At 64.6% G+C, this 25,644-nt stretch carries 23 protein-coding genes and 1 tRNA gene; 14 read left to right on the plus strand and 10 right to left on the minus strand.

The annotated features are described in order from the left end of the window. Nucleotides 1-61: 61 nt before the first annotated feature. Nucleotides 62-853, plus strand: coding sequence for a hypothetical protein (locus BZG29_RS28635; protein WP_290440887.1), 792 nt, complete (start codon nt 62-64; stop codon nt 851-853). A 41-nt stretch (nt 854-894) separates the two neighbouring features. Here the strand turns inward: BZG29_RS28635 and BZG29_RS04355 are convergent, their stop codons facing one another. Continuing rightward, nucleotides 895-1,326: a hypothetical protein gene (locus BZG29_RS04355; RefSeq protein WP_077399271.1), complete on the minus strand. Its 432-nt coding sequence runs from the start codon at nt 1,324-1,326 to the stop codon at nt 895-897. Between the two features lie 208 nt (nt 1,327-1,534). On the opposite strand from BZG29_RS04355, the gene BZG29_RS04360 reads away from it, so the two are divergent. Then, complete coding sequence (locus tag BZG29_RS04360; RefSeq protein WP_077399274.1) at nt 1,535-2,530, plus strand: cytochrome-c peroxidase; 996 nt, start codon at nt 1,535-1,537, stop codon at nt 2,528-2,530. 42 nt (nt 2,531-2,572) lie between these two features. On the opposite strand, the gene BZG29_RS04365 is transcribed toward BZG29_RS04360, so the two are convergent. The 3 genes from BZG29_RS04365 to BZG29_RS04375 all read right to left on the minus strand — a co-directional run bounded on the left by BZG29_RS04365 (nt 2,573) and on the right by BZG29_RS04375 (nt 8,258). Next, entirely contained in the window at nt 2,573-4,963 is a 2,391-nt protein-coding gene (locus tag BZG29_RS04365) for a S9 family peptidase (RefSeq protein WP_216350352.1), read from the minus strand. A 92-nt stretch (nt 4,964-5,055) separates the two neighbouring features. Then, entirely contained in the window at nt 5,056-7,314 is a 2,259-nt protein-coding gene (locus BZG29_RS04370) for an EAL domain-containing protein (RefSeq protein ID WP_077399277.1), read from the minus strand. Nucleotides 7,315-7,451: 137 nt separating this feature from the next. Then, the gene (locus BZG29_RS04375) at nt 7,452-8,258 is read right to left on the minus strand and encodes a YggS family pyridoxal phosphate-dependent enzyme (protein WP_077399280.1); all 807 of its coding nucleotides are present in this window, start codon (nt 8,256-8,258) and stop codon (nt 7,452-7,454) included. Between the two features lie 92 nt (nt 8,259-8,350). On the opposite strand from BZG29_RS04375, the gene ptsJ reads away from it, so the two are divergent. Together ptsJ and BZG29_RS04385 are read left to right on the plus strand one after the other, a co-directional pair. Beyond that, nucleotides 8,351-9,652 (plus strand): transcriptional regulator PtsJ, encoded by a 1,302-nt coding sequence (gene ptsJ, locus BZG29_RS04380; protein WP_077408953.1) that lies wholly within the window; start codon nt 8,351-8,353, stop codon nt 9,650-9,652. A gap of 33 nt (nt 9,653-9,685) precedes the next feature. Next, nucleotides 9,686-10,405, plus strand: a complete 720-nt coding sequence (locus BZG29_RS04385) for a GMP synthase (RefSeq protein ID WP_077399283.1) — start codon at nt 9,686-9,688, stop codon at nt 10,403-10,405. A 54-nt stretch (nt 10,406-10,459) separates the two neighbouring features. On the opposite strand, the gene BZG29_RS04390 is transcribed toward BZG29_RS04385, so the two are convergent. Then, nucleotides 10,460-10,765, minus strand: coding sequence for a PsiF family protein (locus tag BZG29_RS04390; RefSeq protein WP_046682222.1), 306 nt, complete (start codon nt 10,763-10,765; stop codon nt 10,460-10,462). Nucleotides 10,766-11,031: 266 nt separating this feature from the next. On the opposite strand from BZG29_RS04390, the gene BZG29_RS04395 reads away from it, so the two are divergent. Continuing rightward, on the plus strand, nt 11,032-11,571 hold the full coding sequence (locus BZG29_RS04395) for a DUF2058 domain-containing protein (RefSeq protein ID WP_077399286.1): 540 nt from the start codon (nt 11,032-11,034) through the stop codon (nt 11,569-11,571). A 131-nt stretch (nt 11,572-11,702) separates the two neighbouring features. On the opposite strand, the gene BZG29_RS04400 is transcribed toward BZG29_RS04395, so the two are convergent. After that, nucleotides 11,703-11,778 (minus strand) — tRNA-Phe (locus BZG29_RS04400). 186 nt (nt 11,779-11,964) lie between these two features. On the opposite strand from BZG29_RS04400, the gene dkgB reads away from it, so the two are divergent. The 9 genes from dkgB to BZG29_RS04445 all read left to right on the plus strand — a co-directional run bounded on the left by dkgB (nt 11,965) and on the right by BZG29_RS04445 (nt 22,708). After that, nucleotides 11,965-12,789: a 2,5-didehydrogluconate reductase DkgB gene (gene dkgB / locus BZG29_RS04405; RefSeq protein WP_077399289.1), complete on the plus strand. Its 825-nt coding sequence runs from the start codon at nt 11,965-11,967 to the stop codon at nt 12,787-12,789. Between the two features lies 1 nt (nt 12,790). Further along, a complete protein-coding gene (locus tag BZG29_RS04410) occupies nt 12,791-13,720 on the plus strand; it encodes an LLM class oxidoreductase (protein ID WP_077399292.1) in 930 nt (309 codons plus the stop codon). A 66-nt stretch (nt 13,721-13,786) separates the two neighbouring features. Continuing rightward, on the plus strand, nt 13,787-15,031 hold the full coding sequence (locus tag BZG29_RS04415) for an FAD-dependent monooxygenase (RefSeq protein WP_253192780.1): 1,245 nt from the start codon (nt 13,787-13,789) through the stop codon (nt 15,029-15,031). Nucleotides 15,032-15,202: 171 nt separating this feature from the next. Then, nucleotides 15,203-15,919: a DsbC family protein gene (locus BZG29_RS04420; RefSeq protein ID WP_230541417.1), complete on the plus strand. Its 717-nt coding sequence runs from the start codon at nt 15,203-15,205 to the stop codon at nt 15,917-15,919. A gap of 131 nt (nt 15,920-16,050) precedes the next feature. Then, nucleotides 16,051-16,509, plus strand: coding sequence for a (2Fe-2S)-binding protein (locus tag BZG29_RS04425; protein WP_077399302.1), 459 nt, complete (start codon nt 16,051-16,053; stop codon nt 16,507-16,509). A gap of 10 nt (nt 16,510-16,519) precedes the next feature. Continuing rightward, a complete protein-coding gene (locus tag BZG29_RS04430; protein WP_077399305.1) occupies nt 16,520-18,784 on the plus strand; it encodes a xanthine dehydrogenase family protein molybdopterin-binding subunit in 2,265 nt (754 codons plus the stop codon). Nucleotides 18,785-18,797: 13 nt separating this feature from the next. Further along, entirely contained in the window at nt 18,798-19,376 is a 579-nt protein-coding gene (locus tag BZG29_RS04435) for a nucleotidyltransferase family protein (RefSeq protein ID WP_077399308.1), read from the plus strand. A 201-nt stretch (nt 19,377-19,577) separates the two neighbouring features. Next, nucleotides 19,578-21,323, plus strand: coding sequence for a PDZ domain-containing protein (locus tag BZG29_RS04440; protein ID WP_253192883.1), 1,746 nt, complete (start codon nt 19,578-19,580; stop codon nt 21,321-21,323). A 215-nt stretch (nt 21,324-21,538) separates the two neighbouring features. Further along, complete coding sequence (locus BZG29_RS04445) at nt 21,539-22,708, plus strand: GGDEF domain-containing protein (protein WP_253192781.1); 1,170 nt, start codon at nt 21,539-21,541, stop codon at nt 22,706-22,708. Here BZG29_RS04445 and BZG29_RS04450 read toward each other — a convergent pair. The 4 genes from BZG29_RS04450 to BZG29_RS04465 form a co-directional block, all read right to left on the minus strand. Then, a complete protein-coding gene (locus tag BZG29_RS04450) occupies nt 22,659-23,117 on the minus strand; it encodes an energy transducer TonB (RefSeq protein WP_077399315.1) in 459 nt (152 codons plus the stop codon). The genes BZG29_RS04445 and BZG29_RS04450 overlap by 50 nt on opposite strands. Nucleotides 23,118-23,137: 20 nt before the next feature. Next, nucleotides 23,138-23,938: an indole-3-glycerol phosphate synthase TrpC gene (gene trpC, locus BZG29_RS04455; RefSeq protein ID WP_077399318.1), complete on the minus strand. Its 801-nt coding sequence runs from the start codon at nt 23,936-23,938 to the stop codon at nt 23,138-23,140. Nucleotides 23,939-23,971: 33 nt separating this feature from the next. Beyond that, nucleotides 23,972-25,015 (minus strand): anthranilate phosphoribosyltransferase, encoded by a 1,044-nt coding sequence (trpD, locus tag BZG29_RS04460; RefSeq protein WP_077399321.1) that lies wholly within the window; start codon nt 25,013-25,015, stop codon nt 23,972-23,974. 65 nt (nt 25,016-25,080) lie between these two features. Then, nucleotides 25,081-25,644 (minus strand): aminodeoxychorismate/anthranilate synthase component II, encoded by a 564-nt coding sequence (locus BZG29_RS04465; protein ID WP_077399324.1) that lies wholly within the window; start codon nt 25,642-25,644, stop codon nt 25,081-25,083.

A 25,644-nucleotide genomic window follows, 5' to 3' on the forward strand; every position in this document is an offset into this window, starting at 1 on the left:
CCAGAGCTGGCTGTGTTCAAATGCAACAGATGGCCAAAACATAGTGTTTTGGCATCCTTGTATGACCGAAAGGGATGTGGCGATGCAGCGACGTATTGGAGTGCAAGGCCTGGCGGTGGCGGGTTTGTTCGGTTTGTTGTGCGGCGCGGCGCGGGCCGACGGGTTGGCCGAGCTGAACGCGGCGCTGGCGCGCTTGCAGGGGCAGATGCCGATCAAGGCGCAGGTCGAATCGAAAACCTGGCGCCGCGAAGGCGAGGGCAAGGCGGCGGAAGAGGATAGCGGCCAGGCCACGGTGGCGGTCGAGGGCGGGCCGGCGGGCTTGCAGGTGCTCTACAGCAAGGAGGTGCTGGCGAAAGTGGAGGCCGAGCAGCGCGCCAAGGTGAAGGATACGAAGGCCAAGGCGCCGATCGGCTTTGCGCTGGGGGAAATGAAGGCGACGGAGTTGCGCTCGATGGTGTCGGCGGCGGACACCCTGTCGCGCGAAATCGAGGAAGCCGTGTTCAGCGGCGAAAAAATGGATAGTTACAAGGGCAAGCCGGCGCGCCTGCTCAGCTTTACCTTGTCGCTCGACAAGGTACCTGAGAAAGACCGCAAGTATGTGAAGAAGTTTGAAGGCGGCCTCGAGGTGTGGATCGCCGCGGACGGCACGCCGCTGGCCAGCCATTTCCACGTGGATGTGAGCGGGCGCGCCTTTGTCGTCATCAGCTTTACGCAAAAGACGGACGAGACGCGCCAGTATGGCGTCAGCGGCGACCATTTATTGCTCCTGCGCAAGGAAAGCAAGAATGCCATGTCGGGCGCGGGCGAGAAGGTGGAAAGCAAGGTCGTCAAGACCTTGCAATTGCAGTCTTGACGCGTTGCCGAACCTCATAAGCCGCTGAATCAGCGGCTTTTTTACATGGCCGAGCTGCCGCCCAGGCCGCTCTTTTGCAGCACGCAGCGCCCTGCCTGGCAAGTGGCGCCCGGGTCCGTGATGATGGAGCAGGTCGACATCATGCCGTCCGCCTGCTGCTGTTTGCGGCTCGCCTCGGCTTGCGCCTGGGCCAGTGCCTTGAGTTTCTTGCCGTCATTGCTTTTGTTGGACCATGCCAGATAGCGCTCGGGGCCGCCGCAAGCCTTGGCGCCGATGGCGATGGTCTGGCATTGCTGGGTGGAATCGCAAGCGGCGGCGCCCACTTCCGCCTGGATCTGCGCCAGCAAGCCGGCATTGCCGGGGGCGGGCGGCGCATCATCTTGCGTGGGGGCGCTGCCGCAGGCGCTGGCGGCCAGCAGCAGGAAGCTGGCGCACGCGGCGCGCAGCAGGGCGGAGTAGGTTGGCGTTTGCATGTCCTTATCATGTGCCAGGCTTGCGTAAATGGCAAGCGCGATTCGCACTTGGGCAGAACCTTGATCCCGGTCATTTTCCTTATTAACTAGTCAAAGTTAATATAAATCAACATCCAACCAGCGATGTACGGGTGGCAACCGAGCCGGTGCGCTGCATTCCCGCGCCGGCGCGCGCCGCCGATTCGGGAATGTTTCCAGGAGTTAGACTATGCGCCGCACCTTATCCCCCTTCCTCTTCATCGCCAGCCTGACTTTCGGCAACGTGCTGCACGCCGCCGACAAGGAGCCGATCCAGCCGATCACCGCCGCCAAGGTGGCCGATCCGGCCATGGTTGAGCTGGGCAAGAAACTGTTTTTCGATCCGCGCCTGTCGCGTTCGGGCTTTATTTCCTGCAATAGCTGCCATAACCTGAGCATGGGCGGCACGGACAATATCAAGACGTCAATCGGCCACAACTGGCAGCGCGGCCCCATCAATTCGCCTACCGTGCTCAATTCCAGCATGAACGTGGCGCAATTCTGGGATGGCCGCGCCAAGGATTTGCAGGAGCAGGCGGGCGGTCCCATCGCCAATCCTGGCGAGATGGCTTTTACGCACGAGCTTGCCATCGACGTGCTGGCCTCGATTCCCGCCTACCGCGCGGAATTCCGGCAAGTGTTTGGCCAGGATAAATTGACCATCGAGCAAGTCACGCGCGCCATCGCCGCCTTTGAAGAGGTGCTGGTGACACCCGGTTCCCGCTTCGATCAATGGCTGTCGGGCAAGAAGAGCGCGCTGACGAAAGACGAGCTGGCCGGCTATCAGCTGTTCAAATCGAGCGGCTGCATCGCCTGTCATAACGGCCCCGCCGTGGGCGGCAACACCTTCCAGAAGATGGGCGTCGTGGAACCGTACAAGACGGCGATGACGGCAGAGGGACGCTCGGCCGTGACGGGCAAGGATGCGGACCGTTTCAACTTCAAGGTGCCGACCCTGCGCAACGTGGAATTGACGTATCCCTACTTCCACGATGGCGAGGCGGCGACGTTGACGCAAGCCGTCGACGTGATGGGCCGCCTGCAGCTGGGCCGCACCTTCACGCCCGATGAAAATGGCAAGCTGGTGGCCTTCCTGAAAACCCTGACGGGCAAGCAGCCGCACATCGTGCTGCCGATCCTGCCGCCATCGTCGGACACGACGCCGCGGCCCGTGCCGTTTGACTGAATGAGTCTATGAAAAATGCCCGCATCAAGCGGGCATCGGGGTTTATTTCAATGTTCTCTGGAACAACTGATAGATGCGGCGGTACTCGTCATACCACGCTTCCGGCTGCACGAAGCCGTGGCGCTCCATCGGGTAGCTGGCCATTTCCCAGTTATCCTTTTTGAGCTCGATCAAGCGCTGCGACAGGCGCACGGAATCCTGGTAAAACACGTTGTCGTCGATCATGCCATGGGCGATCAGGAGATTGCCCGTCAGTTTATCGGCGTATTCGATCGGCGACGAGATTTTATACGCTTGCGGATCGACGTCCGGCGTGTTCAGGATGTTCGCCGTGTACTCGTGGTTGTACGTGGTCCAGTCCGTCACGGGACGCAAGGCGGCGCCGGACTTGAAGGTGTCCGGCGCGCGCATCAGGGCCATCAGGCTCATGAAGCCGCCATAGCTGCCGCCGTAGATGCCCACGTTCTGGATGTCGCCCTGGTGCTGCGCTGCCAGCCAGTGGGCGCCGTCGATGAAATCTTCCAGTTCCGGGTGGCCCATCTGGCGGTAGATGGCCGTGCGCCAGGCGCTGCCGTAGCCGAGCGAGGCGCGGTAGTCGATATCGAGCACGATGTAGCCTTGCTCCACCAGCAGGTTGTGGAACATCTGTTCGCGGAAGTAGACAGGGTAGCGCTCGGTCACGTTCTGCAGGTAGCCGGCGCCGTGCGCGAACATGACGATGGGATATTTCTTGCCCGCTTCCAGCTGGGACGGGCGGTACAGCTTGGCCCAGATCGGCGCCGCGCCATGCGTGGACGGCACTTGCACCAGTTCCGGCATGACCCAGCTGCGCGCCTTGAAGGCGTCGCTGCGTGTATCCGTCAGGATATTGGCCTTGCCGCCCGTCACGGGAATCGTCGCCAGCTGGGCCGGCATATAGCTGGTCGAATAGCGCAGCAGCAGCTTGCCGCCATCGGGCGACAGGCCGAAGTTTTCCACGCCTTTCAGATTCGTCACTTCGCGCGCGCCGCCCTCTTTGGCCGTGCTGGCGCACACTTCATAGGTGCCCGGCGCCTGCCGGTTGCACATAAAATAGGCAGTCTTGCCGTCGCGGCTCCATTCGACGGCGCTCACTTCCCACTGGCCTTGCGTCAATGCGCGCGCCGGGGCCGCCCCCGTTTTCGTGTACAGGTGGGCGTAGCCGCTTTCCTCGGACAGATACCACAGGGTGGCGTTGTCGGGCAGCCAGCCGAATTCCTCGGCGCGGCGGTTGACCCAGGCCGTGTCGCTGATGCGGTGCACGGGCACGAGGGCGGCGTTGGCCAGGTCGACGTTGGCGAGCCAGCCATCCTTGTTGTCGACGGCGCGGATGCGCACGGCTGCCTTGCCGCCGTCATCGGTCCAGGCGATGCCGTCGCGCTGGGCGTCGACGCGCACGGCACGGTTGCCTTTCAACGGCGGCAGCTTCTGTTCGGCGCGCAGCGAGGCCAGCGGGTCGGTGGCGATGCCGGGCAGGCTGTCGAAAGCGATGTCGCGCACCTGGCCCGTGCGCAGGTCGGCCAGTTTCAGGCTTTGCGCGATCGGCATGTTGCGGCCCACGCGCGTGCGCTCGTCGTCCGCTTCCGGGTAGCCCGTTTCCGTCACGTAGCGGGCCAGTTTGCCCAGCTTGCCCTTTTCGGCGGCTTTATCTTGCGTGACGAACAGCAGCCAGCGGCCGTCCGGCGACAGGGCGCTGCCGGAAATGGTGACTTTGTCGCCCAGGTAGATCGGTTCGGGCGCGCGCGTGGCGTCCAGGCGGCGCTCTTCATGGCGGCGTTCGCGGCTGGCGTCGCGGTCTTCCTTCTGGCGCGCCAGGTTGACGATCAGGCGCAGCTGCAGTTCGCGCAGGGTGTCCGCTTCCGGCTTGGCGTCCGGGTCCTTGGCCGCGCGCAGCAGGGCCACGGGGGCACTCAGGCGGTCAGCGCGGCTCCAGCTGAACCAGTCTGTGCCGCTGCGGTATTGCACGGCGCCACCGTCGGCGGAGTATTGCGGGTCGCTGATGGCCGAGACGCCCCGCGTGATCTGGATCAAGGCGCCGCTTTTCAGGTCGCGCTCGAACAAGTCGCCGTTGCGCAGCAGGATGGCGCGCGTGCCGGCCCGGTTGACGATCATCTGCTGGCCGTCGAGGTTCGCCAGTTGCGCATCATCAACCTTCTTGCCGCTGTTTAATTTGGCATGCGCGCCGGATACTTGAAAAGTGTCGCGCAGGGGCGAGCCGAGGCGCTTCTGCTTGTAGTAGAGCTGGCCATTCCAGCCCCACCATGCCGCTTCGACGGGCGTGCCTATCCAGTCGGGATCGGCCATGGCCTGGTCCAGGGTGATGGGCGTGGGGGCAGCGGCGGTGGATGGGGCCGCATGGGCGGCGGGGAGCAGCGATAGCAGCAGGAGCGGCAGCAGGGGAAGAACCAGACGCATCGGGGATCACTTTAATCAAAGGGGATGGTGAAGGTACAGGCTATGAGGCCGGTATTCTAGCGGAGGAGTTTCGTACAGGAAATGTCGGAAAGCTAAGCCTGGTACCGTGCCAGCCAGCCGGGAAAGTCGTCCAGCGGCATGGGCCGCGCATACAGGTAGCCCTGCAAGCCGTCGCAATCGTGGGCGACCAGGAAGTCGGCCTGCTCCTGCGTTTCCACGCCCTCGGCCACGACGCGCAAGCCCAGGTGGCGCGCCATGGCCAGTATCGCTTGCACGATGGCCGTGTCGCGCGCATCGTGCGGCGTGTCGTCGATGAAGCGCTTGTCGATTTTGAGTTCGTACAGCGGCATCGAGGTCAGGTAGGCGAGGCTGGAATAGCCGGTGCCGAAATCGTCGATGGAAAAGCGGATGCCCAGGGCCGCCAGTTCGCGCATGCGCGCCAGCGAGGCGTCGCGCTGGTCGATCAGCAGGCCTTCCGTCAGTTCCAGGATCAGGGCGCCGGCCGGCGTGCCGTGTTCGGCCAGCGCCGCCTGCACGCGGGCGGCGAAATCGGGCTGGCGAAACTGGGCCGGACTGACATTCACGGACAGGGCGACGGGCTGCCCGGCCCGTGCCAGCATGGCGGCGGCGCGGCACGCCTCGCGCAGGGCCCAGTGCCCGAGCCTGACGATCAGCCCCGATTCCTCGGCGATGGGAATGAAGATGCCGGGCGCGATGTACGCGCCGTCCGCCTGCGGCCAGCGCATCAGCAATTCGGCGCCCGTCACCCGGCCATGGCGGTCGACCTGCGGCTGCACGTGCATGCACAGTGCATGGGCATCGAGGGCGCGCGCCAGCGCCCGTTCCAGGGTCAGGCGGCGTTCCACGCCCGCCTGCATGGCCGCTTCAAAGAAGGCGATGCCGTTGCGTCCTTCCGCCTTGGCGCGGTACATGGCGATGTCCGCTTCGCGCAGCAGGTCGTGCGCCTGCTGGCCCGCTTTCGGCAGCAGGGTCACGCCGATGCTGGCGCTGCAATGATAGGATTGCCCGTCGATATCGAAGTCGCGCGCGATGGCGGCGCGGATTTTCTCGGCCACCTGGGCCGCCGCGCGGGCGGCGCTGTCGAGGTCTCCGGCCAGGTGCGCCAGCAGCACGACGAATTCATCGCCGCCGATGCGCGCCACTGTGTCGGCCTTGCGCATCAGCTGCGCCAGCCGTTCGCCGGCCAGGCGCAGCAACGCGTCGCCGGTGGCGTGGCCGCGCGCATCGTTGATGTGCTTGAAGTGGTCGAGGTCGATGAACATCAGCGCGCTGATTGTATTCCCTCGCGGCGCGGCGGCCAGCAGGTGGCCGATGCGGTCCATCAGCAGGCGCCGGTTGGGCAGGCCTGTCAGCACGTCGTAGAAGGCCAGGCGGTGGATGTCCGCTTCCGATTTCTTGCGCTCGTCGATTTCGCGCTCGACGGCCACCCAGTGCGTCTGCTTGCCGTCCGCATCCGTGAACGGCGCCAGTTCCGCTTCGACCCAGTACGCCTTGCCGGCCTTGTTGTAATTGAGCAATTCCGCCCTGGCCGGCTGGGCGTTGGCCATGGCGGCGGCGACGCGCGCCAGCTCGCCCGCATCGGTGGCGGGGCCCTGCTGGAACAGCAGGCTGCGGCCCAGCACTTCGGCGCGCGCATAGCCGCTGCTGCGCTCGAAGGCGTCGTTGACGAAGATGATGCGGGTGGCTGGCGCCGCGCCGCCGGGCGCATCGGTCACTTCGGCGAGCATCACCATGTCGTTCAGGCGGGCCAGCGCCGTGGCCGTCAAGCGCAGATCGGCGTTCAGCTGCGACAGGGCCTGGCTGCTGCGTTCCAGGTGGCGCAGCAGGAAGGCGCAGGACAGGGTCAGCACGGCGGCGATGAACAGGAAGTTCAGGGCCACGATCAGCGCGCGCAGCACGGGGGAGTCGGGCACGCCCTGCACGTGCAGGGCGACGTCGGGATGCAAGCCGAGGAAAAAGATGGTCAGCGAAGTCAGGGCCAGGGTCGACAAGGCTGGCTGCATCCCCAGCAGCAGGGCCGCCAGCACGGGCATGAGCATCATGTAGATCTGGCTGACGGGGCCGATTTTCAACAGCAGGCCCACGCCCACCAGGTAGGCGACGATGAGAAATTGCCACACGCGCCAGCGGTAGGGCATGGCGCGCAGATGCCAGATGAGACCGATCCAGCCGATGGCCAGCACGTCGAGGGCGACTATGGACCAGATAGCTTCGCGCGCCGCCAGCAAGGCGCTGGGGATGGCGGTGATGATGCCAAGCAGCAACACTACCTGCAGCAGGCGCGAAAAAATCTGTCCGCGCCAGTGCGCGAGATCGTTTGACGCGGCCACGCTGCCGTCCTTTCCCCAGGAGCTGTGCTGCCGAGCTGAGCAGTATGATAAAAATATTACGCGCTATCTTTCTGCATGTCATCTTGATCATTCGGCATGGTTGACTGCGCGGCTACCTGCGGGGCGCGTCGGGCCGCCTACTCCGTCTGCGCCGTGGGCCAGTAGTGGCTGTCCGGCGTGTCCCGCGCGCCGAAGATGGCCTGGCCGACCCGCACGACGGTGGCGCCTTCTTCGATGGCGATTTCATAATCGCCGGACATGCCCATCGACAGCTCGTCGAGGCCGATGCCAGGCGGGGCGTCCTGGCGCAGCCGGTCGCGCAGTTGGCGCAGCAGCACGAAGCAGCGGCGCACGCGCACCGCTTCCGCCGACAACAGGGCCAATGTCATGAATCCGCGCACCCGCAGCGCCGGAAAGGCGGGCAGCTGGCGCAGGAAAGCGGCCACCTCGTCCGGCGGCAAGCCGTACTTGCTGGCTTCTCCCGAGGTGTTCACTTGCACGAACACGTCGAGCCCGCGCCCTTCCGCTTGCAGGCGCCGTTCCAGCGCCTCGGCCACGCGCAGGCTGTCGAGGGCCTGGAACTCGCTGGCAAAGCGCGCCACCAGCTTGGCCTTGTTGGTCTGCAAATGGCCGATCACCGACCATTGCAGGTCGGCCAGGTCCGCCATCGCTTCCCACTTGCGGCCCGCTTCCTGCGGCTTGTTTTCCCCCAGCAGGCGGCAACCCGCGGCATAGGCCAGGCGCAGGCTCGCCTCGGGCTTGGTCTTGCTGACGGGCAACAGGCGCACGCCGGCCGGATCGCGCCCGACCCGCAGGCATGCGGCCGCCATGCGCGCATGCACCGCCGCCAGGTTGCGGCGGAAGTCGTCCACCGTCACGGCCTGCGGCCAGCGCCCATGCTGCTCATGCATGGTGGGAGTGAGCAGGGGAGTGTCATTGTTCATTTGTCAGCCTTATGTCAGCCTTATGAGCGGCAGGAGTGGCCGCAGTGATGTATGATTGTCCTATGCCAAAATATATCATGTCTGAGACCATCATGAAGATGACAGGGAAAACCGCGGCGCAGCTGTTCGACAGCATCCGCGCGCTGACGCAGGCGGGCGAACTGCCGCCGGGCCAGGCGCTGCCGACCGTGCGCGAGCTGGCAGCGACCTTGGGCGTCAACCGCAATACCGTGTCGCTGGCGTACAAACGCCTGGTGACGGCCGGGATCGCGGTCACGCAAGGGCGCCTGGGCACGGCCATCCGCGCGCAGCGCGTTCCCGGCGAGCAGGAAGGCCTGTTGCCAGGCTCGCCGCTGGCCGACCTGGGCGGCGGCAATCCGAACCTGGCCTGGCTGCCCGATATCGGCGCGGCTCTGGCGAGCAAGCCCTACCGTCCGCGACTGTATGGCGAGGCCACGCTGGACCCGGTGCTGGAAGCCCTGGCGCGGCGCTGGCTGGCCGGCGATTGCCCGGAAGGGCACGACATCACCGTGACGAATGGGGCGGTCGATGCGGTGGAGCGCCTGCTGGGCGCGTATCTGGTCGCGGGCGACAAGGTGGCCGTGGAAGACCCCTGCTTCGTCAGCAGCATCAACACGCTGCGCATCGCCGGGCTGCACGCCGTTGGCGTGGCGGTCGATGCCGAGGGGATGCAGGCCGGGGCGCTGGAACGGGCACTGGCGCAAGGTGCGCAAGCCGTCATCGTGACGCCGCGCGCGCACAACCCGACAGGCTGCAGCCTGAGCGCGGTGCGCGCGGCTCAGCTGCGCGCGGTGCTGGCCGCCTACCCTAACGTGCTGGTCATCATCGACGACCATTTTTCGCTGCTGTCCGTCGCCGGCTACCAGGACGTGATTCCCCCTGCCGCCCGGCGCTGGGCGCTGATTCGTTCTGTGTCGAAGATCTTCGGCCCCGACCTGCGCCTGGCCGTCGTCGCCAGCGACGGGCAGACCGCCCGGCGCCTGCGCCTGCGCCTGGCGCCCGGCACGAACTGGGTCAGCCATCTCTTGCAGGACGCCGTGAGCGCCTGCCTGTCGTCGCCGGACGTGCTGGCGCAGGTGGCCCTGGCCCGCGCAGACTATGCGCGCCGCCGCGGCATCCTGGCCGATGCGCTGGCGGCGCAAGGCCTGGTTTGCGCCACTCCTGCCGATGGCCTGAACCTGTGGCTGCCGCTGCCGGGCAGCAGCCAGGCAGCCGTGCTGGCGCTGGCCAGGCATGGCTGGCTGGTGCGCGGCGGTGAAGCGTTCGGCGTGCAGGCGCCGGCGCAGGGATTGCGGATCACCGTGTCGACCATGGATGAAGCGGGCGCGCAGGCGTTCGCCGGCGTGCTGGCCCAGGTGCTGGGCCAGCCATAGTTTTTTAATTCCTCGCCACAGAAAGGGAACATCATGAAAGTCCATTTCATCGTGCATGAAGCGTTCGAGGCGCCGGGCGCCTACGAGACATGGGTGCGCGAGCGCGGCTACGCGGCCACGTATTCCCGCGTCCATGCCCATGAGCCGCTGCCCTCGTCCATCGCGGACATCGACCTGCTGGTCGTCATGGGCGGGCCGCAGTCGCCGTCGACGACGCGTGAGGAATGCCCGCATTTCGACGCCGCAGCCGAACAGGCCTTGATTGCCGCCTGTGCCGCGGCGGGCAAGGCCGTCGTCGGCGTCTGCCTGGGGGCGCAGCTGATCGGCGCGGCCCTGGGAGCGCGCCAGGCGCACAGCCCTGAAAAGGAGATCGGCAAGTTCCCCGTCATGTTGACGGCGGAAGGGCGGGCGAACGACAAGTTCGCCCATTTCGGCGATGTGCTGGAAACCGGGCATTGGCATAGCGACATGCCGGGCCTGACTGACGGCGCGAAGGTCATCGCCTATAGCGAAGGCTGCCCTCGCCAGATCATCGAATACGGCAAGCTGGTGTACGGCTTCCAGTGCCATATGGAGTTCACGCCGGAGGTGGTCGAACTGCTGATCGCCGCGTCGGCAGCCGAACTGGCCATGCTGGAGCCGCACCGCTTCGTGCAGCCGCCAGCGGTCTTGCGCAGCCACGACTGGCACGCCATGAACGGCCAGCTGTTCGGTTTCCTTGACCGGCTCATGCAGGCGTACGCATCGCCGTAAAAAAAAACGCCAGCGTCGACGCTGGCGTTGGGGGGGGGCAAACAGGCGAGGCGCTTATTTCTTCGGCGCGCTCAGGCATTCCTTCATGAAGGCTTTGCGGGCATCGCCCTTCATGTCCTTGGCGTCGACATTGCACGCTTTCATCTTGTTTTGCTGCGTCATGGCCGGTGCCGGCTTGGCGCTCAGGCATTCCTTCATGAAGGTCTTGCGTTCATCGCCTTTCTTGCCGGCGGCATCCGCATTGCAGGTCGTCATCTTCGATTGTTGGGCCGTCTTGGCGACGGGCGCCGCTTCCGGTGCGGCGGCAAAGGCGGTGCTGGCAAACGCGGCGGCGATGCAGAGGGCGATTAATTGTTTCATGGCAAATCCTTGTAGACGCAGTCAGTGGAAGGGGACGTGCAACCGGCAGACAACTGCCGATATGCAAAACGTAACTAACTATATGACATTTATCAACAAAATTTCCACTCGAGTGTGTCTTTTTGTTACTGGCAGGCAGAAGGCGCTCGCCGGCTGGCCCGGGCAGCCATGTTACGGCGGCAGCGCCGCTGTTTTTTGCTATGCTAGCGTCTTTCCACCGGCCGATGCCGCTGCCTTGGCCGGCGCACCCTCAATACGGAGTAGTTATGGTCTCGTTGCAAGAGCAGTTTTTAAAGGCCGGCCTGGTCGACAAGAAGAAGGTCAAGCTGGCCAACCAGGACAAGAGCAAGCAGAAAAAGGACGAGCGCAAGAGCGGCACGCAAAGCGTCGACGAGGTGCGCCTGGCCGCGCTCGAGACCCAGCGCAAGAACGCCGAGCGCGCGCGCGAACTGAATGCCCAGCGCGACGCGGCCGCCAACCAGAAAGCCATCGTGGCGCAGATCGCGCAAATGGTGCAAAAGAACCGCCAGAGCAAGGGCAACAACGGCGACGTGCCGTACAACTTTACATTTAATAACAAGATCGAGCGCATCTACGTGACGGCCGCCGTGCAAGCCCACCTGGTGGCGGGCCGCCTGGTCATCATCTGCCTGAACGGCGCAGTGGAACTGGTGCCGCGCATCATCGCCGACAAGATCGCCGAACGCGACCCCGCCATCGTCGTGCGCGTGAAACAGGCCAGCACGGAAGTGGATGAGGACGATCCGTACGCGGCGTTCCAGATTCCCGATGATTTGATGTGGTAAGAGGGGGATTGCCCGGCGCTGACGGCGCCGGGGGAGTGGTTGCGGGCCGGAAACGGCCTGCGTGGAATACAAATGCTGCAGAAACAAAAACGCCACCCGAAGGTGGCGTTTTTGAACGTAAAACGAATTCTTGGTGGCCCGGGGCGGAATCGAACCACCGACACAAGGATTTTCAATCCTCTGCTCTACCGACTGAGCTACCAGGCCAAGGTGGCGAATTATAGCAGACCAAAATGGGAATGCAAGAGCCGGCTGCGACTTTTCCCCGATTTCCTGCCAGGGCATGGCTTTACTTGCTTGTGAGTCAAATATGATTTGATATCAGCGGTATTTTTCTCAACAAAGGATGGGCGCATAGTGTGGCCATCGACACTGACTTGAGAGGATTACCGCATGAACACGACTACCCGACACACTGCCATCCCAGAAATCGGCCTGGGCACCTTCCGCCTGCAGGGCCAGGTCGTCATCGATTCCGTCACCACGGGTCTCGAGGTCGGCTACCGCCATATCGACACGGCGCAAATCTACGGCAACGAAGCCGAAGTGGGCCAGGCGATCGCCGCCAGCCCCGTCCCGCGCGACGAGCTGTTCGTCACCACCAAGATATGGATCGAGAACCTGCAGCGCGACAAACTGATTCCCAGCCTGAAAGACAGCCTGCACAAGTTGCAGCTGGAGCAACTGGACCTGACCCTGATCCACTGGCCGTCGCCGCAGGACGCCATTCCCGTGGCCGAATACATGGCGGCGCTGGCGGACGCCAAGGCGCAGGGGCTGACCAAGGCCATCGGCGTATCGAATTTCACGAATGGGCAGCTGCGGCAAGCCATCGCTGCGGTGGGCGCGGCAGAAATCGCCACGCAGCAGGTCGAGATCCACCCGTTTTTGCAAAACCCCACCGTCATCGATTTCGCGCGCAGCCAGGGCATCCACATCACGGCCTACATGCCGCTCGCGTACGGCAAGGTGGTTGCCGACCCCGTGATCGCCGCCATCGCCGCGAAGCACGACGTGACGCCGGCGCAGGTGGCCCTGAGCTGGTCGCTGCAGCAGGGCTTTGCCGTGATTCCCTCGTCCACCAAACGGGCCAACCTGGAAGCGAACCTGCATTTCCGGCGCATCACCCTGTCGCCGGACGAGATGGCACAGATGGCGACCCTGGAGCGGGGCGAGCGCCTGGCCAACCCGGACGGCCTGGCGCCGCAGTGGGATTGAGATGGGCGCCATGACGAAGCTGGGGCAGGGCGGTTTCAGCATCGGGCTGGAACTGCCGCTCGATAATGACTGGTCGTCCGCGGGACGCCAGGCGAATGCGGCGTCCGGCCGCGTGCCGGGCGAACCGGACCTGCAACAGCATGCGGCGCTGGCAAAGCTGGCCGACCGCCTCGGTTTCAGGGCCTTGTGGCTGCGCGACGTGCCTTTATATGACCCGTCGTTCGGCGACGCGGCCCAGGTCTTCGAGGTGTTTACCTATCTTGGCTACCTGGCCGGCATCACGGAGAACATCTTGCTGGGCACGGCCGCCGTGGTGCTGCCCCTGCGCGAGCCCGTCTTGACCCTGAAGGCGGCGGCCAGCGTCGACCAGTTGAGCGGCGGACGTTTGCTGCTGGGCGTGGCCAGCGGCGACCGGCCCGTCGAGTACCCCGTGTTTGGGCGCGATTTCGAGCAGCGCGGCGCCGCCTTCCGCGAACAGGTGGCCATGCTGCGCGACTGGGGAGAGAGGCGCCTGCCGCCCGGCATCCGGCTGCTGCCCAAACCGTCCGCACCGTTGCCGCTGCTGGTGGCGGGCCTGGCGCAGCAGTCGCCCGCCTGGATCGGGGCGCAGATGGATGGCTGGCTCGCCTATCCGGGCACGCCGGAAGACCATGCGCGGCGTGCGGCGCAATGGCGCGCCGTCGCCGGGGAAGATAAACCCTACGTCAGCTTCATCCACCTGGACCTGGACGAAGACCCGAATTTGCCGCTGCAGCGCTTCCGTTTTGGCGGGCGCACGGGGCGCGCTGGCCTGATCGCCGAGCTGCACGCCATGCGCGCGGCCGGCGTGCGGCATATCGGCTTGCAGCTGCGGCAGAACCGCCGCCCGCTGGCCGAGACGATGCAGGAGATCGCGGACCACGTGCTGCCCGTCTTTCATGGCATCGCTTGATCTGGGGCATGCGTCCTGTACTTCCGGACTATCTGAAAAGGGTGGGGCAAACGCTATAATGATCCCATGAACAGTCCCACTCCCCCCACCATGCGGCGCTTCATGCATAGCCACAGCGACGTTTGCATCGTCGGCAATGGCGCCATCGCGAAAACCACGGCGCTGGCGTTTGCCCAGGCAGGACAAAGCGTCACCCTGTTATCCCCGGTGAGCCCGCCCGCGCCCACATCCCCTTCGGCCGCCAAGCCGGTCGAGGCCAGCTGGGATGTGCGCGTGTATGCGCTCAATCACACGGCGCACCAGCTGCTGTCGTCGCTGAAGGTATGGGGCGCCCTGGAGGCCGACAGGGTGGCGCCGGTCGACGCCATGCTGGTCAACGGCGACGGCGCGCAGGCGGGCGGACTCGGTTTCGACGCCTACGGCGCCCATGTGGGCACGCTGGCGTGGATCGTCGAAGACCGCAACCTGGGCCAGGCGCTGGACGCCGCCCTGAAATTCGCGCCGAACGTCAGCGTGGTGCAGGGCCGCGCCAGCCGCCTGGAATGGACGAACGACTCGGCCATCGTGCATCTCGATGGCGGCGACACCATCACTTGCGCATTGGTAGTGGGCGCGGATGGCGCCCAGTCGTGGGTGCGGGGCCAGTGCGATATCGGCCTCGATTACCGCTCCTACGGCCAGCGCGGGGTGGTCAGCAACTTCGCCTGCGAAAAGCCGCACCATGGCGCGGCCCACCAGTGGTTCACGGGCAGCGAAGGCATCGTCGCGCTGCTGCCGCTGCCGGGCGACCGCGTCTCGCTGGTCTGGTCGGCGCCCGATGCGCTGGCCGACACCTTGATGGCCGAATCGGCCGATGCCCTGGCCGCGCGCCTGGCCGCCTACTGCCACGACAAACTGGGCAAGCTCACGCCGCTGCAGCCGGAGCTGGTGCGCGCATTTCCCCTGACCCTGATGCGCCCGCACGCCATGGTGGCGCCGCGCGTGGCCCTGGTGGGCGACGCCGCCCACGTGGTCCACCCGATGGCCGGCCACGGCATGAACCTGGGCTTTGCCGACGTGGCGCAGCTGGTCAAGACGATCAGCGAACGCGAAGCGCACCGCGGCATCGGCGACGAGCGCGTGCTGGCCCGCTATGCGCGCGCGCGCAAGGAAGACGTGCTGTTGATGCAGCTGGCCACCGATGGCCTGGCGCGATTATTCGGCGCCGACCTGGAGCCGTTGCGCGTGGTTCGCAATTTGGGATTAAACTTGCTGGATAAATTACCGGCCCTGAAGCGGAAAATGATTGCGCACGCATTGGGACATCAGTAAATATCAGCGAATCTTAAGATATCGCCGGATAATGGCAGATGTGAAAATTCAAGGTCGCCGCAGCTGGTCTGCGGCGATCGTTTTGTCAAAGAGATAACGATGCCGGGCCAGAGGCCAGTCCCGCCAGGCGTTTCAAGTGGAGAAGTGATAGTGATAACAATGAACAGAAGCATGAGCAAAATCGCCTTGCTGATGGCCTCGGGCCTGATGATGTCGTGCGCCGGCGCGGAAACGCCAACGGAAGCGAACATCAAAAAGCTGATCGAGCCGCGCCTGGGCGAAGGCGCCAAGGTCGATTCGGTCAAGGAAACCCCGTACGGCGGCCTGTACGAAGTGCGCACGGGCGGCGACATCCTGTACACGGACAAGGCCGCGCAATACCTGTTCGTCGGCCACGTCTTCGACGCCAAGACGTCGCAGGACCTGACCAAGGTGCGCCTGGATGAAGTCAACCGCATCAAGTTCTCCGACTTGCCGCTCGATTCCGCCATGAAGACCGTCAAGGGCAATGGCAAGCGCGTGATCGCCGTGTTCGAAGATCCGAACTGCGGCTATTGCAAGCGTTTCCGCCAGAACGCGCTGAAGGAAATCGACAACGTCACCGTCTACACCTTCATGTACAACATCCTGTCGCCGGACTCCATCGTCAAGTCGCGCAATGTCTGGTGCGCGCCGGACCGCAACAAGGCATGGGATGACTGGATGTTGAACGGCAAGGCGCCAGCCACGGTGGCCGCCACCTGCGCCAATCCGCATGAAAAAATCCTGGCCCTGGGCCAGCAATTGCGCGTCTCGGGCACGCCTGCCATCTTCTTTGCCGACGGCAGCCGCATTCCGGGCGCAGTCGATGCGAAAACGCTGGAACAGAAATTCTCGACCATTAAGTAATCCGGGCTGTCGCCAGGAAGGCTGGACGGCGCGCCCTCGCAAGGCGCGCTTTTTTTTGCACTTTTTTCCGCTGTCGTATCATCAAGTGTTGTTTGTAGACGCCATAACAATTCAAAAAGGAGAAGCAGCAGATGATTACCTTGAATATCAACGGACGCGACACGCAGGTCGATGCCGATCCTTCCACGCCCATCCTGTGGGCGCTGCGCGATAACCTGAACATGACGGGCACCAAATTCGGCTGCGGCATGGCGCTGTGCGGCGCCTGCACGGTGCACCTCGACGGCCAGGCCATCCGCTCATGCATCACACCGATTTCCTCCGTCGGCGCGCAAAAGATCACCACCATCGAAGCGATGGAAAACGATCAGGTGGGCAAGGCCGTGCAGGCGGCGTGGGTGCAGCACGACGTGCCGCAATGCGGCTACTGTCAAAGCGGCCAGGTGATGAGCGCCACGGCGCTGTTGCGCACCAACAAGGCGCCCAGCGATGCCGACATCGACGGCGCCATGAGCGGCAATATCTGCCGCTGCGGCACCTATCAACGGATCCGCGCCGCCATCAAGGACGCGGCCAAGACCCTGGCATGAGGAGAGCGACATGCGTATCGAATGGTTGAATCAGGAAGCATTGCAGCATGGCGGGGTGACCCTGGGCGCGGCTCTGGTATCGGCGCCTGTTGCCGTGGCGGATGGCGTGTCGCGGCGCGGTTTCATGAAGGCCGGCGCGGTGGCCGGCGGCGGCTTGATGCTGGGCTTTTTCCTGCCCGGCGCAGGAAAGCTGGCGCAGGCGGCCGATGCCGCACCCGCCAAGCCCGTGTACGCACCGAACGCCTTCTTGCACATCGCCCCCGATAACACGGTGACGGTGCAGGTGAACCGGCTGGAATTTGGCCAGGGCGTGCAAACGAGCTTGCCCATGCTGATCGCCGAGGAACTCGACGCCGATTGGAGCCTGGTGCATGGCGCACTGGCGCCGGCCGGCGAGCAGTACAAGGATGCCGCCTACGGCATGCAGATGACGGGCGGTTCGGGCAGCATCGCCCATTCGTTTACGCAGTACCGCGAAATCGGCGCCAAGGCGCGCGCCATGCTGGTGGGCGCCGCCGCCGCACAGTGGAAAGTGAACCCTGACCAGGTGCGCGCCGCCAAGGGTGTGCTGTACGGCCCCGGCGGACAAAAGGCGACGTATGGCGAACTTGCCGACGCGGCCATGCGCCAGAGCGTGCCCGCCAGCGTCAAGCTGAAGGACCCGCGCGACTTTGCCATCATCGGCAAACCCGTGAAACGCCTGGACGCGGCCGCCAAATCCACGGGCAAGCAGCAGTTCGGCATCGACTTCAAGCCGCCCGGCGCGAAAGTGGCCATGGTGGCGCGCCCGCCCGTGTTTGGTGCGAAAGTGGCGAAATTCGACGCCAGCAAGGCCAAGGCCGTCAAGGGCGTGCTGGACGTGCTGGAAGTCAAAACCGACCGTGGCGGCAGCGGCGTGGCCGTCATCGCCGACGGCTACTGGCCGGCCAAACAGGGGCGCGATGCGCTGGTGATCGAATGGGACACGAGCGCCGTGGAAAAGGTCAGCAGCGACAAGCAGCTGGCGGCCTTCAAGGCGCTGGCGAAAACGCCGGGCACGGTCGCCAGGCCTGCAGACATGGCCAAGCTGGCCTCGGCGCCGAAAAAGATCGAAGCCGTCTACGAATTTCCCTACCTGGCGCACGCGCCGATGGAGCCGCTCAACTGCGTCGTCGACCTGCAGGCCGACAAATGCACGATGTGGGTCGGTTCGCAATTCCAGACGGGCGACCAGGCGGCGATTGCCGCCACCTCCGGCCTGAAACCGGAGCAGGTGACGCTGCACACGATGATGGCGGGCGGCGGCTTCGGCCGGCGCGCCGTGCCCTCGTCCGACTACGTGGTCGAAGCCGTCAACGTCGCCAAGGCTTATCGGGCGGCGGGCAAGAGCGGCCCGTTAAAGCTGATGTGGAGCCGCGAGGATGACATCAAGGGCGGCTACTACCGGCCGTCGCACGTGCACCGCGCGCAGATCGGCCTCGACGCCAAAGGGAAAATCCTCGCCTGGGACCATACCATCGTGGGCCAGTCCATCATGGCCGGCACGCCGTTCGAAGCCTTCATGGTGAAAAATGGCGTCGACGGCACCATGGTCGAAGGCATGGGCGAGCCCTACACCCTGCCGATGAAGCTGTCCGTGCATACGGCCAAGGCCAACGTGCCCGTGCTGTGGTGGCGCTCCGTCGGCTCGACGCACACGGCCTTCGTCATGGAAACCCTGATCGACGAGGCGGCGCACGTGGCGAAGATGGACCCCGTCGCCTACCGCAAGCAGCTGATCGACGCCAAGCACACGCGCCACGTTGCCGCGCTGGACCTGGCCGTGGCCAAGTCCGGCTACGGCAAGAAGAAGCTGCCGAAGGGGCAAGCCTGGGGCGTGGCCATGCACGAGTCGTTCAACTCCGTGGTCGCCTACGTAGTGACGGCCTCCGTGGTCGAAGGCGCGCCCAAGCTGCACCAGGTATGGGCGGGCGTGCATTGCAACCTGGCCGTCAATCCGCTGACGATCGAGGCACAGGTGCAGGGCGCCGCGCTGATGGCGCTGGGCATGACGATACCCGGCGCGGCCATCACGCTCAAGGATGGCGTGGTGGAGCAGCAGAACTTCGGCGACTACCCGGTGCCGCGCATGCCCGACATGCCGGTGATCGAGGTACACCTGGTGCCCTCGGGCGATGCGCCGACGGGCATGGGCGAACCGGGCGTGCCGCCGCTGGCGCCCGCGTTTGCCAACGCGCTGTTCGCCCTGACGGGCAAGCGCCTGCGCAAGCTGCCGTTCGACCTGGCGGCCGCATGACGGCAGCGGTTTCTTGAGTACGGTCGGCATCTTGCTGGCAGCCGGAAGGGGACGCAGGTTCGACCCTTCCGGCGTGCAAAACAAATTATTGCAGCCGTTGGCGGAAGGCCCGCACGCGGGCTTGCCCGTGGTGGCGGCGGCGGCCACGAACATGCTGGCCGCCCTGCCGCGCGTGCTGGCCGTGGTGCGCGCCGACGACACTCAGGTGGCGCGCGTGCTTGGGGCGCTGGGCTGCGAAGTGCGCGTCTGCCATGATGCCGACACGGGCATGGCCGCCTCGCTCACCTGCGCCATCGATTACGTGCGCGGCGCGCCGGGCTGGCTGATCGCGCTGGGCGACATGCCTTTTGTGGAAGCGGCTACAATCGCCGCCTTGTCGCAAGCCATCGGCGATGGCGCGCGCATCGCCGTGCCCGTGTTCCAGGGCCGACGCGGCAATCCTGTCGCGTTCAGTACCTTTCACTTGCCGCTGCTGCTGGCGCTCGATGGCGACCAGGGGGCGCGCAGCATCGTCAACAGCCATACCGTGTGCGAAGTGACAGTGGACGACGGCGGCATCTTGCGCGATATTGATACACCTGACGATTTGTAACGCGGGGCAGTGGCGCTCCCGGGAAGATAAGCCAGACACGAGGAAAACATGAAGAAAGCACCGATTCAAAAAATCACCGCCAAGGCGGGAGCCAAGGCAAGCGGCAAAGCCACAAGCAAAGCCGTAGCGAAAACCGCAGTGAAAACCACACCGGCCGCCGGCATCATCTACAGCATCGCCGCAGCCGACCTGGCCGGCCACATGTTCAAGGTGACGTTGACCGTCAAGGCGCCGGCCGCCATCGGCCAGGTATTTGCCTTGCCGGCCTGGATCCCGGGCAGCTACATGATCCGCGAATTTTCGCGCAATATCGTCAGCATCCGCGCCGAGTCCGATGGCAAGGCCGTGGCGCTGACCAAGCTGGACAAGCATTCGTGGCAAGCCGCCCCGTGCAAGGGCCCGTTGACCGTCGAATATGACGTGTATGCCTGGGATTTGTCCGTGCGCGCCGCCCACCTGGACCAGAACCACGGCTTCTTCAACGGCACCAGCGTGTTCCTGCGCGTGCTGGGCCAGGAGGCCGAGCCGCACGAAGTGCACATCGTGCAGCCGAAGGATGCGGCCTGCAAGACGTGGAAGGTGGCCACCACCCTGCCGGAACTGAAAGCGAAACGCTATGGCTTCGGCAGCTACCAGGCGGCCAACTACGATGAGCTGATCGACCACCCGGTGGAGATGGGCGACTTCGCGCTGGCCACCTTCACCGCGCATGGCGTGCCGCACGATATCGTCGTCACGGGCAAGGTGCCGAACCTGGACCTGGCCCGCTTGTGCCGCGACCTGAAGGCCATCTGCGAAACGCAGATCGCCTTCTTCGAGCCGAAGACAAAGAAAGCGCCGATGGACCGCTATGTGTTCATGACCATGGCCGTCGGCGACGGTTACGGCGGCCTCGAACACCGTGCCTCGACGGCGCTGATCTGCGCCCGCGCCGACCTGCCGACGACGGCGTCGACCAGCACCGAGATCGGCGACGGCTACCTGAAATTCCTGGGCCTGTGCAGCCATGAGTACTTCCACACCTGGAACGTCAAGCGCATCAAGCCGGCCGCCTTCGCGCCATACAACCTGCAGGCGGAAAGTTATTCGCCGCTGCTGTGGCTGTTCGAAGGCTTCACCAGCTATTACGACGACCTGATGCTGGTGCGCGCGGGCCTGATCGATGAAGCGGCCTATTTCAAGCTGCTGGGGAAGACCGTCAACAGCGTCTTGCGCGGCAGCGGCCGCACCAAGCAAAGCGTGGCCGATTCCAGCTTCGACGCCTGGGGCAAGTACTACCGCCAGGATGAAAACGCGCCGAACGCCATCGTCAGCTACTACACCAAGGGTTCGCTGATCGCGCTGGCTTTCGATTTGACTTTACGCAGCAAGACGAATGGCGAAAAATCGCTGGACGACGTGATGCAGGCGCTGTGGCAGCGTTATGGCCGCGATTTCTACAAGGGTAAAGCGCGCGGCGTGACGCCGGCCGAAGTCGAAGCCCTGTTCGATGAGGTCTCCGGCACGCGCATGAAACCGTTCTTCGAGCGCTACATCCGCGGCACGGACGACGTGCCGCTGGCGCGCCTGCTGGCGCCGTTCGGCGTGAAATACAGCGATGCGCGCAAGGCGGAAAAAGCCAGCCTGGACGTCAACCTGGGCCGCGACGGTAACGACGCCAAGCTGGCGCAGGTGCACCAGGGCGGCGCCGCCCACGTGGCCGGCCTGTCGGCGGGCGACGTGCTGGTGGCCGTCGACGGCTTGCGCGTGACGGGCAACCCGGCGAACCTGGACACCTTGCTGGGCCGTTACGCCGTCGGCGCCAGGGTGGCCATCCACGCCTTCCGCCGCGACGAGCTGATGACGTTTGTCGCCGTATTGCAGGGCGACCGCGTGCCCGGCGTCAGCCTGGCGCTGCTGCCGGCGCCAAAGAAAGCCACGGGGCCGAAGCGTCCTAGCGCGGCATGATGCTCATGCAGTAAGACAGAAAACCGGCCATCACTGGCCGGTTTTTTATTTCAAGCAACAATTTCTCAAATGCAATTTATCCGACGAAACTGGCGGCTTGCCATCATATTTACTGCAAATGAACTAATTTTTCTTTAACTAAACTAAAATTGCCGAACCGCTTCTTTTAGATCGCACCCAACGTGCAAACCCTCGATCCCCGAACGATTATGCTGATGACGACCCTGATGTGCGGGGCTATGAGCATCGTCATGTTTTCGGTGTATCGCAGTTTCCGGCGCGAGGTGCATGGTCTGGGGCATTGGGCGGCCGGCTTGCTGTTGCTGGTATGCGCGTCGCTGCTGTTCGGCACGCGCGAAGTGCTGCCGCCGGCATTGTCCATGATCGCGGCCAATGCGGCGCTGGTGGCCGGCATCGGCCTGTCGATGCTGGGCACGGAGAAATTCTTTGGCCTGGCGCCCAGCCGCCGCGCCTATCTGCTGATACTTGCCCTGGCCATCGCCGGCAATAGCTGGTGGTTGCTGGTGCACCCCGATTTCTCGGCGCGCGTGGCGGTCTTTTCCCTGCTGGTCTTTCTGTTTTATGCGCGCCAGGTGCAACTGGTGTGGCGCCATGGCGAGCGCCATTTCTCGAGTTTTTTCTTTGCCGCGCTGATGCTGATGCAAGCTGTCGTGGTGCTGGCGCGCGGCGTGTCTGCCTTGCTGCATGGCGGCGCCAGCGTGAACCTGGCGGTGGCCGGCACGCCGGCCGGCATCTATCTGGCGGTCGCCAATTTCATGGCGCTGCTGCTGACGGTGGGCTTCATGACGGTGGCGACGCGCCGCCTGCAGCAGATACTGGAGCGCCGCTCGACCCACGATCCGCTGACCCAGGTGCTGAACCGGCGCGGTTTTGGCGACGCCTATGCGCGCGAGATAGACAATCTGCGCCGCCGCCGCTTGCCGTTGACATTGCTCAGCATCGACCTCGATTACTTCAAATCGATCAATGACCGCTACGGTCACGCGGTGGGCGACCAGGTGCTGGCGCATGTTGCCACCGTTGTCAAAGACGCCCTGCGCGAGTCGGATTGCGTGGCGCGTTTCGGCGGCGAGGAGTTCGTCGTGCTGATGCCGGACATGCCGGCGCATGATGCGTTGGGCGTGGCCGAACGCATCCGCGCCTTGCTGCGCGAGCCCAGTCATGCGGGGCTGCCACCGTGTACGGTCAGCATTGGCGTCGCTTGCCAGGCGTCTGTGGTGGAAGGGCTGGAACAGCTGTTGTCGCGCGCCGATGCGGCCCTGTACCTGGCCAAGGAACGGGGGCGCGACCGCATCGAACTCGATACCGCCGCGTTTACTGTGGACCGGATAAGCTCCGCAGCTGGAAGCGGTACTGGTCGTTGAACAGGAAGGTTTCGGAGAAATCGAAGGTCCGGGCGTGGCGGCGCATCAGGTGCGCCGCTGGCGGAAAGAACGCTGGCACGCGACGCACGGCGGCCAGCGCCGCGGCCGATGCTTCGCTGTCGCGTGAACGGTGCACGTGCACGCTTTTCAGCTCGCCGTCCGGGCCCACGCTCAGGTCGAGCACGACGATGGCCGGCAGCATGGGCGGCAGGCGCCCGCTGAACGTGTATTCTGTGTTGGCCGCCATGATCTGCTGCGCTACCAGCGCCTTGTAGGCGTCGATGCTGGCCGCGAGCTGTATCGCGGCAGGCGTGGGCATGGTTGCGGGCGTGCGTACCGCCGGCGGGGCCGCAGTCTGGCAGGCCGACAGCAGGCTGGCGGCGGCAAGGACGATAATTCCGTGTCTCATGACCGCCAGCCTACCATGGTTTAACTGAACAGGCGTTCCAGCTCCACGCCGGGGTCGGGCGCGCGCATGAACGCTTCGCCCACGAGGAAGCTGTGGATGTGCGCATCGCGCATGCGTTGCACGTCGGCCGTGCCGTGGATGCCCGATTCCGTGATGATCAATTTGTCTTGCGGGATGCGCGGTAACAGCTTGATGGTCGTGTCGAGCGACGTTTCGAAGGTGCGCAGGTTGCGGTTGTTGATGCCGATCAACGCGCTCTTGAGTTTCAGGGCCGCCGTCAGTTCGTCGCCGTCGTGGCTTTCGATCAGCACGCCCATGCCCAGTTCGTGGGCGCACGCTTCCATTTCCGCCATCAGGCCATGGTCGAGCGCCGCGACGATCAGGAGGATGCAGTCGGCGCCCATGGCGCGCGCTTCATAGATCTGGTACATGTCGACCATGAAATCCTTGCGCAGCACGGGGATGGCGCAGGCGGCGCGCGCCTGCTGCAGGTACTCCACGGATCCCTGGAAGAACTGTTCATCCGTCAGCACGGACAGGCAGGCCGCGCCATGCGCCGCATAGCTGGCGGCGATATCAGACGGGCGGAAGTCGGCGCGAATGACCCCTTTCGACGGCGACGCTTTTTTTACTTCGGCGATGATGCCGGGCTTGCCGGCGGCGATGTGCTGGCGCAGGCTCGCTTCAAAGCCGCGCAGGCCGGCGCGCAGGGCGCTGTCGCTTTCCACGTCGCCGCGCAGGCTGGCCAGGCTGCGGCGGGCCTTGGCCTTGGCCACTTCATCGGCTTTCACGGCCAGGATTTTATCGAGTATGTCGGACATGATGGTCGCTATTCTATAAAGGAGGGCGGCAGCTTACGCTTGTGCCGGGGTGCCCAGCTGTTGCGTGACCTGCACGAATTGAGCGAGTTTCGCCAGGGCCGCGCCCGAGCTGACGGCGGTGCGCGCGCGCGCCAGGCCGTCTTCGATCGAACTGGCCACGCCAGCCGCGTACAGCGCCGTGCCCGCGTTCAGGGCGACGATGTCGGCGGCGGCACCGGGCTCGCCGCGCAGCGCTTCCATCATCTTCGCTTTCGATTCGATGGAATCGGCCACCTTCAGGTTGCGGCTGGCGATCATCGACATGCCGAAGTCTTCCGGATGGATTTCATATTCGCGGATTTCGCCGTTGACCAGTTCACCGACCATGGTGGCCGCGCCCAGCGACACTTCATCCATGTTGTCGCGGCCATACACGACGATGGCGTGCTGGGCGCCCAGGCGCTGCAGCACGCGCACCTGGATGCCGACCAGGTCAGCGTGGAACACGCCCATCAGAATGTTCGGCGCGCCGGCCGGATTCGTCAAGGGGCCCAGGATATTGAAGATGGTGCGCACGCCCAGCTCCTTGCGTACGGGCGCCGCATGCTTCATGGCCGCGTGGTGGTTGGGCGCATACATGAAGCCGATGCCCGTTTGCGCGATCGACTGGGCGATCTGCTCGGGCTGCAGGTTGATGTTGACGCCCAGGGAATCGAGCACGTCGGCGCTGCCGGACGAGGAAGAGACGCTGCGCCCGCCATGCTTGGCCACGCGCGCGCCGGCTGCCGCCGCCACGAACATCGAGGCGGTGGAAATATTGAAGGTGTGCGCGCCGTCGCCGCCCGTGCCGACGATGTCGAGCAGGTTGGTGGTGTCGGCCATGGGCACCTTGGTGGAAAACTCGCGCATCACTTGCGCGGCGGCGGCGATTTCGCCGATGGTTTCCTTTTTCACGCGCAAACCCATGGTCAGCGCCGCGATCATGGTGGGCGACATTTCGCCGGACATGATCTGGCGGAACAGGTACAGCATTTCGTCGTGAAAAATTTCGCGGTGTTCGATGCAGCGCAGCAGGGCTTCTTGTGGTGTGATCGGCATGATGCTTCCTTCTTCAATGATGGCGCAGGAGGACACTGATGGCACGCCGTGGCGTGCGCGGAAAATCAGCGCTCGAGAAAGTTCTTCAGCAGGGCGTGGCCGTGCTCCGAGAGGATCGACTCGGGGTGGAACTGCACGCCCTCGATGTCGTATTCCCGGTGGCGCACGCCCATGATTTCGCCGTCGTCCGTCCACGCCGTCACTTCCAGGCAGGAAGGCAGCGAGGCGCGTTCGATCGCCAAAGAGTGGTAGCGGATCACTGTGAAGGGGCTGGGCAAGTCTTTGAAAACGCCCACGCCCGTATGCGCGATGAAGGAAGTCTTGCCATGCATGACTTGCTTGGCGCGGATGACGTTGCCGCCAAACGCTTCGCCGATGGCCTGGTGGCCCAGGCACACGCCCAGTATCGGTTTCTTGCCGGCGAAGTGCTTGAGCACTTCCACGGAAATGCCGGCCTGTGCCGGCGCTTTCGGACCGGGCGAGATGCAGATGCGGTCCGGGTTCAGCGCCTCGATCTGTGCGATCGTGATTTCATCGTTGCGGTAGACCCGCACGTCTTCGCCCAACTCGCCGAAATACTGCACGATGTTGTAGGTGAAGGAGTCGTAGTTGTCGATCATCAGCAGCAT

The organism is Janthinobacterium sp. LM6, assembly GCF_002002885.1.
Classification (GTDB): Bacteria; Pseudomonadota; Gammaproteobacteria; order Burkholderiales; family Burkholderiaceae_D; genus Janthinobacterium; species Janthinobacterium kumbetense.

Coding starts and splice junctions, on each gene's coding strand:
- BZG29_RS04420 (WP_230541417.1), top strand. CDS start 15,203: ATGAGCAAAATCGCCTTGCTGATGGCCTCGGGCCTGATGATGTCGTGC.
- BZG29_RS04430 (WP_077399305.1), top strand. CDS start 16,520: ATGCGTATCGAATGGTTGAATCAGGAAGCATTGCAGCATGGCGGGGTG.
- BZG29_RS04355 (WP_077399271.1), bottom strand. CDS start 1,326: ATGCAAACGCCAACCTACTCCGCCCTGCTGCGCGCCGCGTGCGCCAGC.
- BZG29_RS04465 (WP_077399324.1), bottom strand. CDS start 25,644: ATGCTGCTGATGATCGACAACTACGACTCCTTCACCTACAACATCGTG.
- BZG29_RS04450 (WP_077399315.1), bottom strand. CDS start 23,117: ATGAGACACGGAATTATCGTCCTTGCCGCCGCCAGCCTGCTGTCGGCC.
- BZG29_RS04410 (WP_077399292.1), top strand. CDS start 12,791: ATGGGCGCCATGACGAAGCTGGGGCAGGGCGGTTTCAGCATCGGGCTG.
- BZG29_RS04375 (WP_077399280.1), bottom strand. CDS start 8,258: ATGAACAATGACACTCCCCTGCTCACTCCCACCATGCATGAGCAGCAT.
- BZG29_RS04365 (WP_216350352.1), bottom strand. CDS start 4,963: ATGCGTCTGGTTCTTCCCCTGCTGCCGCTCCTGCTGCTATCGCTGCTC.
- BZG29_RS04385 (WP_077399283.1), top strand. CDS start 9,686: ATGAAAGTCCATTTCATCGTGCATGAAGCGTTCGAGGCGCCGGGCGCC.
- trpD (WP_077399321.1), bottom strand. CDS start 25,015: ATGCCGATCACACCACAAGAAGCCCTGCTGCGCTGCATCGAACACCGC.
- ptsJ (WP_077408953.1), top strand. CDS start 8,351: ATGAAGATGACAGGGAAAACCGCGGCGCAGCTGTTCGACAGCATCCGC.
- BZG29_RS04440 (WP_253192883.1), top strand. CDS start 19,578: ATGTTCAAGGTGACGTTGACCGTCAAGGCGCCGGCCGCCATCGGCCAG.
- BZG29_RS04360 (WP_077399274.1), top strand. CDS start 1,535: ATGCGCCGCACCTTATCCCCCTTCCTCTTCATCGCCAGCCTGACTTTC.
- BZG29_RS04415 (WP_253192780.1), top strand. CDS start 13,787: ATGAACAGTCCCACTCCCCCCACCATGCGGCGCTTCATGCATAGCCAC.
- trpC (WP_077399318.1), bottom strand. CDS start 23,938: ATGTCCGACATACTCGATAAAATCCTGGCCGTGAAAGCCGATGAAGTG.
- BZG29_RS04395 (WP_077399286.1), top strand. CDS start 11,032: ATGGTCTCGTTGCAAGAGCAGTTTTTAAAGGCCGGCCTGGTCGACAAG.
- BZG29_RS04390 (WP_046682222.1), bottom strand. CDS start 10,765: ATGAAACAATTAATCGCCCTCTGCATCGCCGCCGCGTTTGCCAGCACC.
- BZG29_RS04445 (WP_253192781.1), top strand. CDS start 21,539: ATGACGACCCTGATGTGCGGGGCTATGAGCATCGTCATGTTTTCGGTG.
- BZG29_RS04425 (WP_077399302.1), top strand. CDS start 16,051: ATGATTACCTTGAATATCAACGGACGCGACACGCAGGTCGATGCCGAT.
- BZG29_RS28635 (WP_290440887.1), top strand. CDS start 62: ATGACCGAAAGGGATGTGGCGATGCAGCGACGTATTGGAGTGCAAGGC.
- dkgB (WP_077399289.1), top strand. CDS start 11,965: ATGAACACGACTACCCGACACACTGCCATCCCAGAAATCGGCCTGGGC.